Source organism: Serratia sp. LTN-2 (assembly GCF_059740205.1).
This window is the reverse complement of record NZ_JCAXDO010000003.1, coordinates 311,684-323,443: the sequence shown is the minus strand read 5'-3', so window position 1 is coordinate 323,443 and position 11,760 is coordinate 311,684. Positions and strand designations below refer to the sequence as shown.

Sequence of the window (11,760 nt, the reverse complement as noted above, 5' to 3'; positions counted from 1 at the left end):
AGCCCGGCATCGCCGGGCTTTCTTTATCGTGCAGTGTGATTGAGCGCCTCGCTCACGCGTTCAACAACGTGCTGGGCGGTGACGATGCCGCCGGACAGATAGACCTCGGCCGCCGGCAGGTAAACCACCTGGCCTTTTTTCACCGCCGTGGTTTTCTTCAGCGCGGTGCCGGTAAGGATCTTCTGCGGCGCCACCGCGTTCGGCCGCCCGGTCGCGGCGTCTCTGTCGATAACGAACAGCCAGTCCGGATTCAGTTTGGCCACCTGCTCAGGCGTCAGTTTGTTGCCGCGCACGTCTTTCTCGTCGGACTGCAACGCAGACGAGAAGCCGAGGACGTCATAGACGAAGCTGAAACGGCTCTTGGGGGCGTAAGCACTGATCTTGCCGCCGGAGAACAGCACCACCAGTCCGTGCCCGGCCTGGGCGGCCTGCGGTTTGACCGCGGCGATCTGCGCATCCAGCTTATCGACCGCCGCCTGCGCCTGCTGCTGCTTATCGAACAGCTCACCCAGCTGCAGCGTGCGCTGTTTCAGGCTGCCCAACTGATCCTGCGGATCGACGGACATGTTCAACGTCGGCGCCAGCGCGTTCAGCTCGTCATAGGCCTTGGACGCCCGGCCGGCGATCAGGATCAGATCCGGTTTGGCGGCGCGCAGCACGGCCATATCCGGCTCGAACAGGGTACCGGCATTGAGGTATTTGTCGTCCTGATAGCGCTTCAGGTTATCCGGCAAGTTCTTGCGGTTGCCGGGCAGCGCCAGCGGCTCGACGCCCAGCAGCTGCAGCGTTTCCAGCGAGGCGTAATCCAGCACCACGATGCGCTGTGGGTGTTTTTTCACCTCGGTGCTGCCGTTCAGGTGCTGGACATTGACGGTGGCCGGGGCCGCCGGCGCGTCGGTTTTGCTGTGGCAACCCGCCAGCGCCATCGTGGCCAGCAGGGCGATCATCAGGGGGGAGCGGCGTAATTTCATGGGGCTTCCTCACGGTGATGGAATGAAAAGGGCGCGCAGCGCGCGCCCGGGGGCATCAGAAGTTGTAGGTCATGCCGACGGTGTAACGGCGGCCGTCCAGCGTGGTGTTGTAGTGGTCGTAATCCACGGTCTTGTCGAGGATGTTGTAGACCCCGCCGGTCAGCTGCAGGTTTTTCGCCGCCTGATAGCTCAGGCCTGCATCGACGAAGGTGTAAGACGGCGTGCTCTTGGCCATCGAGGTGCGGCTCAGGTATTCCGACGTCTTGCTGCGGAAGTTAACGCGTGACCACAGGCTGAGGTCTTGCGTGGCGCGCCAGTCCAGCACTGTGTTGACCATGTGCTTCGGCATCTGGTTGAGCGCCTTGCCCTGGAACTCGCCGCTCTTCTGCTCGGAAGAGGTGTAGGTGTAGTTGGTGTTCCACTTCCAGTCTTTGTTGATCTGCCAGCCGAAGGTGGCTTCTACGCCGCGCATATTGGCTTTGTCGACGTTGACGCGATCGCTGATAAAGTCATAGACATCGTTGCCGATCTTACAGTCCGGCGTGTCTTCGCAGCGGCGCACTTCGGTGATCTTGTTCTTGAAGTCGGTATTGAAGACCGTAACCCCGGCGTTGATGCCTTTCAGGCTATCCCACATCAGGCCGATCTCTTCGCTCAGGCTTTTCTCCGGCTGCAGATCCGGATTGCCGACGATGATGCCTTTACGCACGCCGCCGCCGGTGACCTGGCCCCAGTTGGCGGAGGATTGGCGCAGGTCCGGCGATTTGTAACCGGCGGAGACGCCGCCTTTCAGCGTCCACTGTTCGGTCAGATGCCAGACGCCGTACATGCGCGGTGTCCAGTGGCTGCCGAAGTTTTCGTCCTGATCCATGCGGATGCCGGTCGTCAGACTGAAGTCGTTGGTCAATGCCCACTCGTCTTCGGCGAACAGCGCCCAGCTCCAGCGCGTTAACTGGTTAACGTCTTTTGCAGATTCAAGCTGGTTGCCGCCGTCGCTCAGTTTTTCATAGCGATACTGTCCGCCGAGGTTCAGCATATGGGAGCCCAGCTCGAACTGGTTCTGGGTGTTGAAGATGGTGTTGTACATCTTCATATTGCGGCCAGGGTTGTTGGTCTCTTCCCGCTGAACGTAGCTGGTGGAGTTGCCGAAGTCGTAATAGCCGTTGTGGGTCAGCGCGTAGTTGGTGCGCGTATACAGGCTTTCGCTGCGCGACGCTGGCGTGCATTTGCCTTTGCTGCAGCGTTCCGCCACCACCGATTTGCCCGGCGTGCTGTTGCGATCCTGCAGCGAGCGGCCGACTTCGAAGTCGAATTCGTTTTTCTCGTCCGGCGTCAGGGTGAACACCGCAGTGCCGCTGCGCATGCGCTGTTCGTTGTAACCGTTGACGATTTTATCTTCCGCGCGGCGCGACAGCAGGCCGTTGACCCGCAGGCCCAGCAGGCCTTCAATCAGCGGGCCGGAGGCGTAGGCGTTGGTCTGGAACAGATCGCCGGAATCGCGGTTTTCCTGAAGGGTAGCGTCGCCGTGCAGCGAGCCTTTCCACTCGGTGCGGGAGGTCTTGCGGGTGATGACGTTGATCACGCCGCCCATGGCGTCGGAGCCGTACAGCGAAGACATTGGCCCGCGCACCACTTCGATGCGCTCGATGGTTTCCATCGGCGGCAGCCAGCCCTGTTCGATACCGGCGTTGTCGCTGTTCGGCCGGGTACCGCGGGTGTCGACGCGCTTGCCGTCCACCAGGATCAGCGTGTACTTGGAGGACATGCCGCGAATGCTGATGTCGCTGCTGCTGGCGCCGCCGGTGACCACTACGCCCGGCACGTCTTTCAGCGCGTCGGTCACGTCGCGATAGGCCTTATCTTCGATCTGCTGGCGCGGGATCACCGAGATGGAGGCGGCGGAGTCCTGAATTTTTTGCTGGAAGCCGGAGGCGGTGACGACCATGGTGTCTTGGGTATCGTCCTGCGGCGCGGCCAGTGCGGCGGTGGCGCTGAGTGAGGCGATCACCAGAGCGGCGAGCTTGCTGTAACGTGGCGTTTCCATGAGGTAAACCTTTCCTGGATTGAAGTGAAAGTAATTAACCAATTGAATTTCTAATGAAATAATTCATCGTTCGCTGAGAAATCCGTCGCTTCGTCAGCGTTGCGTGAGGCCATTGTAAGGATTTTTTACTGAATGTAAACGCTAATGATAATTCATATCATTTGTATGCTTGTTATTCTGACGGGAAAGAGTAACCGGATGAATTAAAGGGAAAAGCGGCGCAGCGGACGTGCGCCGGAGAGGATCAGCGTTTCTGGATATAGGTGATGGCCAGCGCCAGCGCCAACACCAGGCCTTTGATAATGTCCATGGCGTAGTAGGGCACCGAGAGCATCACCAGGCCGTTTTGCAGCACGCCGAGGATCACCGCGCCGATCAGGGTGCCGAGCGCATTGGGTTTGCCGGAGCCGGCCAGCGAGAAGCCGATGTAGGCCGCCGCCACCGCATCCATCAGATAGCCGCCGCCGGCGTTGACCTGCGAAGAACCAATACGTGACGCCAACAGGATGCCGCCAAGCGCCGCCAGCCAAGAAGAAATGACGTAAGCGGCCACCCTGTAACGTACGGTGCGAATGCCCGACAGGCGCGCGGCCTCGGGATTGCCGCCGATGGCGTACATGCGGCGGCCGTGCTTGGTCAGCGACAGGAACAGTTGCACCGCCACGGTGACCGCCAGCATGATCAACACGATCACCGGCACCTGACCGAGGGCGGAAAACATCTCCGGGATCAGGCCTTCCGCCATGTCGCCGTTCGGCAGCACCATGTTTTGGGTGATGGAGCCGCCGTAGCTGTAGGTCATCGCCACGCCCTGGATCACGAACAGGCTGGCCAGCGTCGCCAGCATATCGGGAATTCTGAACACCACGATCAGCAGGGCGTTGAACAGGCCGACCAGCGTGCACAGCAACAGCGTCACCACAATGGCGCCGGTGGTGCCGAACCCGTGCCAGACGAACAGCGAAATCACCAGCGCGTTGGCCAACGAGGCGGTCGAACCGACCGACAGATCGAAACCGCCGACCGACAGCGAGATAGAGACGCCGATGGCGATCACCGTCACGATGGCGATCGAACGCAGGATATTGATGATGTTGTTGGCGTCGAGAAAGTTGTCCGACGCCAGGCCAAACAGGGCGATCAGCGCCGCGACGGTCAGCAGCATGCCCCATTTGTAGAGGAAATCGAACAGCTGTTGACGCCAGGGCAGCGCTGGCCGCAGGGCAAATTCTTTACTCACGCAGGGGTTCCTCCGGTGGAATAGAGCAATAAGGTTTCTTCGTCGATGTCGGCGGCGTGCAGCTCCGCCACGATGCGGCCGTCCCACAGCACGCAGATGCGATCGCACAGGCCAACCAGTTCGGCAAACTCGCCGGAGGCGTAAATCACGCCTTTGCCGGCGCGCGCCAGGCCGTCGATCAGGCTGAACAGTTCCCGCTTGGCCTTGATGTCTACGCCCTTGGTCGGCTCATCGAAGATCAGCACCTCGGCGTCGCCGCGTAGCCATTTGCCGATCGCCACTTTTTGTTGATTGCCGCCGGACAGGCGCGCCAGCCGCTGTTGCGGGCCGGAGGCGCGAATGTTCAGGCGCTGCATGATCTCGCGCGCCCAGCGCAGTTCCTGTCGCCGGCTGAACAGGCTCCAGCGCGAGAAGCTGTCGTCGGCGCTGACGCTCAGGTTCATCGGGATCGCCTCATCGATAAAAATGCCTTCTTTGCGGCGCTCTTCCGGCACCAGCGCCAATCCCTGTTCGACCGACAGATGCGGCGCGCGCGGCGCCCAGGGTTGCCCGCGCAGTTCGCCGCGCTCGAGCTGCACCGCGCTGGCGCCGAACAGCGCTTTGCACAGCTCGGTTTTGCCCGCCCCGGCCAGCCCGGCGATGCCGAGGATCTCGCCTTCATGCAGCCGCAGCGAAACGTCGCGCAGCTTGTGGCGATCGCGTAAGCCTTGCACCTGCAGCAGCGTTCGCTCAGGGTGCGGCGGGCGCGGCGGCGGGAAAATGTCGTCCAGCCGATGACCGAGCATCTTTTCGACGATCTGTTCGCCGCTCAGCCCGCGCATGGCGTCTTCGCTGACGCGGCGGCCGTCGCGCAGCACCGTCAGCCGATCGCAAATGTCGCTCAGTTCGTGGATGCGGTGGGAAATAAATACGATGCCGATGCCTTCGGATTGCAGGCGGCGCACCACGTTAAACAGGCGCTCGCTCTCGGCGCGATCGAGCGGCGCGGTCGGCTCGTCGAGCACCAGAAAACGGCAGCGGTGCGACAGCGCGCGCGCCAGCAGCACCTGCTGTTTTTCCGCCAGCGTACAGTCTGCCAGGCGTTTGCGCGGGTTGAGCGGCAGCGCCCATTGCTGCAACAGCTGGGCGGCTCGGCGGTGCAGCTCCGCCCAGTTCAGCCAATGCCCCGGCTCGTTCAGCCAGTCCAGCATGATGTTCTCCGCCACCGACAGCGTGGGGATCAGCGCGACGTCGACCTCTTGCTGCACCACGTGAATGCCGTGGCGGCGCGCCTGCAACGGGGAGTGGATCGCCACCGCCTGGCCGTCGATCAGGATTTCGCCGCGATAATGATCGTGGGCGCCGGAGAGGATTGCCATCAGCGTCGACTTGCCTGCGCCGTTGGCGCCGACCAGCGCATGGATTGAGCTGCCCTGCAGCGTGAAGTCCACGTCTTGCAGCGCGTTGAAGCCGGCGAAGGCGATCGAGATATTGCGCATCTCGAGGCGTGAAGGCGTTGCGGTTGACATAGGGTATTAAGGCCGTTTAGATGTTTAGATGGCTGTTTTGCTCTGTTGTAACACAGATTGCGCCGTTGGCAACCAACAAAATGGCATAGCGGAGATGAAAAAAGCGTTGGCGGGCAGGGGCGCAACCCGCGTCAGGCTGCGCCGGTGCGAGAAGCGGTCAGAAGGTGGTGGGGGTGTGTGCGCTGACGATGCGGCAGATACGCGCCGACGTATTGCTGAAGCTGTGCGGGATGCCGGTGTTGATGGCGTAACTCTGGCCAGCGCTCAGGCAGTAGCTCTGGCCGTTGATGGTCAGCACGATTTCGCCTTCCAGCAGGGTGCCGATCTCTTCCCCCTGATGCTTGATCTTTTCGCCGGTGGTGGTGCCGGGCTGGTAGGTTTCCAGCATCATCGCCAGGTTGCGCGTCGGGCTGCCGTTATGCACCAGTTTCATCGACACCCCCTGGCTGCCGATCTCAATCAGATCCTCGGCGTCGATCACCACGCGCGGCTCGTCGGCGGCTTCCGGTTCGGCAAAGAATTCCGACAGCGACAGACCATAGACCTTCAGCAGCTTTTGCAGCGTGCTGATGGCCGGGCTGACCTTGTCCTGTTCGATGGTGCTGATCGCACTGTGGGTTAACCCGGACAGTTCGGCGACCCGGCGCTGCGACAAACCCAATTGCTGACGGATCTGCGACAGGCGCTTGCCCGGTGCCAAGCTGGCTTCGCTCATAGCGGTACTTCCTTCTGGTAGGGGCGACAGGCAGAAATGAATATCGGTATCGGGCGCCTGTCTGGGCGATAACGATGCTGCATGATATCGGTAGTTAGGGCGAGTTTGGAAAATATATTGCCCATGCTCACCTTCAGCGCGGCGGACAAAATAGTTGACGTGAAAATGGCGGCAAGGCCTTTTCGGTCAATATTTTATCAATTTAGCAGCCGGCGGCGAATAATCAAACAGGATTGTAACATTTGCAAACCAATTCTGTTAAGGCTATGTTTCATATTGTGGATGTTATTTTGAGCGCCCAGCAGCGGCGCGGCCTGGCGAGAAATCCTATCATGTGTTGAATCGAACGGCGGACGGGCGCCAGCGCGCCTTCAGAGCATAATGGCGGGTGACGTATGCAAACCAATAGCGCAGCAGTTGAACATTTTGCACAGCATCATGAAGAGAGGCGAAGTAGCGCGTTCCAAAATGAGGTCGCTCATTATTTGGAACGCCATCCCGCCACGCAGTATGTCGATATCCTTCTCACCGATCTTAATGGTTCCTTCCGCGGCAAACGCATACCCGTCTCAGGGTTGAAAAAACTGGAAAAAGGCAGCTACTTCCCCGCGTCGGTGTTCGCTATGGACATCCTCGGCAACGTGGTGGAGGAGACCGGTCTTGGGCAGGAGCTCGGCGAACCGGACCGCGTGTGCCTGCCGGTGCCGGGCTCGCTGACCCCCTCGGCCGCCGATCCGGAACATATCGGCCAGGTGCTGCTGACCATGCTGGACGAAGATGGCACTCCCTTTGACGTTGAACCCCGCAATGTGCTGAATCGCGTGTGGCAGGCGCTGCGACAGCGCGGCTTGTTCCCGGTGGCAGCGGTAGAGCTGGAGTTTTATCTCATCGATCGGCAGCGGGACGCGGAAGGCGATCTGCAGCCGCCGTGCGCGCCCGGCACCCAGGAGCGCAACACCCAAAGCCAGGTGTATTCCGTCGATAACCTCAACCATTTCGCCGAGGTGCTGAACGATATCGACGCGCTGGCGAAGCTGCAGGGGCTGCCGGCGGACGGCGCGGTGGCGGAGGCCTCACCGGGGCAGTTTGAGGTCAACCTGCGCCATACCGACGATATCTTGCTGGCCTGCGACCATGCGCTGGCGCTGAAACGGCTGGTGCGGCTGGTGGCCGAGAATCACGGCATGCACGCCACCTTTATGGCCAAACCCTATGAGGATTACGCCGGCAGCGGCATGCATGTGCATGTCAGCATGCAGGACGGCGCCGGCAATAACCTGTTCGCCGACGCCGAAGGCGAGGATTCGCCGCTGTTGGAGCAGACGCTGGCCGGGATGATCGCCCTGATGCCGGCGTCGATGGCGCTGCTGGCGCCGAACGTCAACGCCTACCGGCGCTTCCAGCCGGGGATGTATGTGCCTATCCAGGCTTCCTGGGGCCACAACAACCGTACCGTGGCGCTGCGCATTCCCTGCGGTGAGGCGGAGAACCGCCGGGTGGAGTATCGCGTGGCGGGCGCCGACGCCAATCCGTATCTGGTAATGGCGGCGATCCTGGCCGGCATGCTGTATGGGCTGGACACCGCGTTACCGTTGCCTGCACCGGTAACCGGCAACGGGCTGGAGCAAGAGGGGCTGCCGCTGCCGATACGCCAGAGCGACGCGCTGTACGAGTTTGAACACCAGCGCGCGCTGACGCACTATCTCGGCGAGCGCTTCACCCACGTCTACCACGCGTGCAAGACCGACGAGCTGCTGCAGTTTGAACGGCGAGTGACGGAGACCGAGATCGACTGGATGTTGAAAAATGCCTGAATAGGCGTATAAAGTAAGAGGTATGTGCGGGCGACCAGCCTGCCGGTAGCGGATTAATTCGCCAGCCGGGCTGGTTTTCCGTTCGATCGACAAAAAGAATTTGTATTTGAGGGTTTCCGGATCTTGTCATCCGGAGGCATTCTGGTGCAAAATATCTCAAATGCAGATAGCCGACGTTTTGAAAGCGTCGGTTATTTTTTTTGCATTAAGTTTTACCAACGTAGCGTTTCATACACCAAGCGAGGCCGGACACCGATCCGGATAGATAAATAGTTTCGTGCACGATCAAACAAAACTTTATGGTCGTGACTCATGAGGATTAGAAAGATGGGGCAATTTTTCACTTTAGCACCGGTGCCCGCCGGTTTCCGCTGTGGCCGCAGCGACTATGGAGCAGCCGAGGTTACCTCGACCCGTTATCCAGCTTACAATCCCCTTCTTTTAGAATTAAGTCGCTCGTTGCGAAGTTTCCCCGCAACCTTAAGTCTTGGCGTGTCCGCCATCCGCAAGGCTCAAGGTAAGGGGGGGCTGACCAATGTCCGATAACACCATCAACGCCGCTCCGGCTCAGCGCACTCAGCTGCGTAAAACCCTGACTTTAGTTCCGGTAGTGATGATGGGCCTGGCTTATCTGCAGCCAATGACCATTTTCGATACCTTCGGCATCGTATCCGGCCTGACCGATGGTCACGTCGCGACCGCGTACGCCTTCGCTCTGCTGGCGATCCTGTTTACCGCCCTGAGCTACGGCAAACTGGTGAAGAAATTCCCTTCCGCCGGTTCTGCCTACACCTACGCCCAGAAAGCCATCAGCCCGCACGTCGGCTTTATGGTGGGCTGGTCATCGCTGCTGGACTACCTGTTCATGCCGATGATCAACATTTTGCTGGCCAAGATTTACCTGGAAGCGATCTTCCCGGGCGTTCCGTCCTGGATCTTCGTGGCGGTGCTGGTCGGGTTGATGACGATTTTCAACCTGCGCGGCATCAAGCTGGTGGCCAACCTGAACTCCATCATCGTGGTGGTGCAGGTGGCGATCATGATCGTGTTCCTCGGCCTGGTGATCAACGGCATCTACCACGGCGAAGGCGCCGGTACGCTGGTCAGCAGCCGTCCGTTCTGGTCCGATAACGCACACGTGGTGCCGATGATTACCGGCGCGACCATCCTGTGCTTCTCGTTCCTGGGCTTCGACGGCATCAGCTCGCTGTCCGAAGAGACCAAAGACGCGGAAAAAGTGATCCCGAAAGCCATCTTCCTGACGGCGCTGATCGGTGGCATCATCTTTATCGTGGTGTCTTACTTCGTGCAGCTGTACTTCCCGGACATCTCGCGCTTCAAGGATCCTGACGCGTCGCAGCCTGAAATCATGCTGTACGTGGCGGGCAAGTTCTTCCAGTCGGTGATCCTGGTGTTCTCCTGCGTGACGGTATTGGCGTCAGGCATGGCGGCGCACGCGGGCGTTTCGCGTCTGATGTACGTGATGGGCCGCGACGGCGTGTTCCCGACCCGCTTCTTCGGCTATGTGCATCCGAAGTGGCGTACCCCGGCGCTGAACGTGCTGCTGGTTGGCGCCATCGCGCTGTCCGCGGTGTCGTTTGACCTGGTGACCGCGACCGCGCTGATCAACTTCGGTGCGCTGGTGGCCTTCACCTTCGTCAACCTGTCGGTGATCTCGCAGTTCTATATTCGCGACAAGATGAACCGCACCGTGAAGGACACGTTCAACTACCTGATCCTGCCGGTGATGGGCGCACTGACCGTCGGCGCGCTGTGGATCAACCTGGAAGCCAGCTCGATGACGCTGGGCCTGGTTTGGGCGACCATCGGTCTGATCTACCTGGCCGTCGTTACCCGCAGCTTCCGCCTGCCGGTGCCGCAAGCGAGCGAAGACGCCGCCTAAGCGCGAGCCGTTTCCTCAGCCACAAAAAAGGCCGCATTCGCGGCCTTTTTCTTTTCTGCTGCTGCGGGGTTACCCCACCAATTCTTTGCCGTAATCAAACAGCGCTTTCAGCAGGGCGGTTTTCTCTTTGTCGCCTTCGTGCAGGTTATACAGCGATTCCAACTGCAGCAGGTAACTTTGCACGCGCTCCGCGCTCAAGGCTTCCTGACGGTGCTGCAGCCAGCGGCGCTGTTCGGCGTCGTCCAGCGTATTCGGGTAGTTGCGCGCGCGGAAACGGAACAGCAGCTCTTTCATGCGGCCGTCGTTGAAGGCCAAATCCAGCGCCGGCAGGTTTTGCGGTTTGGTCTGCTGGATAATCTTCATTGCCGCCTTGTCGGCGTCGCTGAAGAAACCGTCGTACAACCGGGCGTCGACGTCGTCGGAGCCCTTGAACGGCTCGGCTTCGGCGAACAGCGCCACCACTTTCTCGCGCACTTCCGGGTGCTGTTTCAGCAGCTGCAGGTTTTGCAGGCAGGCCTGGCGATCGATACCCAGCCGCTCGGCGTTCTCCGGCAGCAGGGTTTTGGCCGGCGCCAGCACCGGGCATTTGTTGATGTGCACCAGCTTGATCGGCACCGGCGCCTGATCCGGCGCCAGGTCGTCGCGGCGGGTATACAGGCGTTCACGTAGCTGCTCGGCGCTCAGCGTCAGCAGCGGCGTCATATCGCCGGCGAGATCGCACATGATCACCGCGTTCTTGTTGTCCGGGTGCCAGGCCAGCGGCGACACCCAGCTGGTGTTGCCGCGCGCCGCGCCGAACATACCGGAGACATGCACCAGCGGCGTCATGTCGGCAACGTCGATCAGAGCGTTCAGCTTGTGCTTGTTGCGGTGCTGCAACAGGAAATCGAACAGCCGCGGCTGCGCCTGCTTGACCAGCTTGGCCATGGCGATGGTGGCGTAAACGTCCGACATCGCGTCGTGAGCCTGCGTGTGCTCGACGCCGTTGGCGCGCGTCAGGTGTTCGAGGCGGAAGCTGGGGAAGCCGTCTTCGTTTTCCGGCCAGACGATGCCGTCCGGGCGCAGGGCGTAGCAGGCGCGCATCACATCCAGCAGATCCCAGCGCGAGTTGCCGTTTTGCCAGCTGTAGGCATAGGGATCGTAGAAGTTGCGGTAGAAGATATTGCGGCTGACTTCGTCATCGAAGCGGATGTTGTTGTAACCGAGAATACAGGTGCCGGCCACGCTGAAGGCCTGATGAATTTGACGGGTGAACTCGGCCTCGTTAACGCCTTTGGCGCGCGCCACCTGCGGGGTGATGCCGGTGATCATCACCGCCTCGGGTTCCGGCAGGTAGTCGTCGGCCGGGGCGCAGTAGATGACCAGCGGCTCTTCGATAATGTTGAAATCCATATCGGTGCGCACGCCGGCGAACTGCGCCGGGCGGTCCAGCGACGGGCTCTTGCCGAAGGTTTCGTAATCGTGAATGTAAAATGTGGCCGTTGCCTTGCTGCTCAAAATCGCGTCTCTTCAGTGGCGGATACAATATGCTCCTATTGTAACGGCGTGGGGAGCGATGCCAAGCG

General features: G+C 60.5%; 8 protein-coding genes. 2 read left to right on the top strand and 6 right to left on the bottom strand.

Going from position 1 to position 11,760, the window contains the following annotated elements:
- Positions 1 to 23: 23 nt before the first annotated feature.
- The 5 genes from AC6BYQ_RS08695 to puuR form a co-directional block, all read right to left on the bottom strand.
- Positions 24 to 971 (bottom strand): siderophore ABC transporter substrate-binding protein, encoded by a 948-nt coding sequence (locus tag AC6BYQ_RS08695; protein ID WP_498056723.1) that lies wholly within the window; start codon positions 969 to 971, stop codon positions 24 to 26.
- A gap of 55 nt (positions 972 to 1,026) precedes the next feature.
- Positions 1,027 to 3,015, bottom strand: coding sequence for a ligand-gated channel protein (locus AC6BYQ_RS08690; protein WP_498056722.1), 1,989 nt, complete (start codon positions 3,013 to 3,015; stop codon positions 1,027 to 1,029).
- A 244-nt stretch (positions 3,016 to 3,259) separates the two neighbouring features.
- Positions 3,260 to 4,255 (bottom strand): ABC transporter permease, encoded by a 996-nt coding sequence (locus AC6BYQ_RS08685; RefSeq protein WP_033639854.1) that lies wholly within the window; start codon positions 4,253 to 4,255, stop codon positions 3,260 to 3,262.
- Positions 4,252 to 5,763 carry a sugar ABC transporter ATP-binding protein gene (locus AC6BYQ_RS08680; RefSeq protein ID WP_498056721.1) on the bottom strand — a complete coding sequence of 504 codons (1,512 nt, stop codon included), beginning with the start codon at positions 5,761 to 5,763 and terminating at the stop codon, positions 4,252 to 4,254. Before AC6BYQ_RS08680 ends, AC6BYQ_RS08685 begins: the two co-directional genes overlap by 4 nt.
- Before the next feature lie 157 nt (positions 5,764 to 5,920).
- Complete coding sequence (puuR, locus tag AC6BYQ_RS08675) at positions 5,921 to 6,478, bottom strand: HTH-type transcriptional regulator PuuR (RefSeq protein ID WP_055317221.1); 558 nt, start codon at positions 6,476 to 6,478, stop codon at positions 5,921 to 5,923.
- 395 nt (positions 6,479 to 6,873) lie between these two features.
- On the opposite strand from puuR, the gene AC6BYQ_RS08670 reads away from it, so the two are divergent.
- Both AC6BYQ_RS08670 and AC6BYQ_RS08665 read left to right on the top strand, forming a co-directional pair.
- The gene (locus tag AC6BYQ_RS08670; RefSeq protein WP_498056720.1) at positions 6,874 to 8,292 is read left to right on the top strand and encodes a glutamine synthetase family protein; all 1,419 of its coding nucleotides are present in this window, start codon (positions 6,874 to 6,876) and stop codon (positions 8,290 to 8,292) included.
- A gap of 535 nt (positions 8,293 to 8,827) precedes the next feature.
- Positions 8,828 to 10,195, top strand: a complete 1,368-nt coding sequence (locus tag AC6BYQ_RS08665) for an APC family permease (protein ID WP_019453602.1) — start codon at positions 8,828 to 8,830, stop codon at positions 10,193 to 10,195.
- 69 nt (positions 10,196 to 10,264) lie between these two features.
- Here the strand turns inward: AC6BYQ_RS08665 and sbcB are convergent, their stop codons facing one another.
- A complete protein-coding gene (gene sbcB, locus AC6BYQ_RS08660) occupies positions 10,265 to 11,692 on the bottom strand; it encodes an exodeoxyribonuclease I (RefSeq protein ID WP_019453601.1) in 1,428 nt (475 codons plus the stop codon).
- Positions 11,693 to 11,760: the final 68 nt, after the last annotated feature.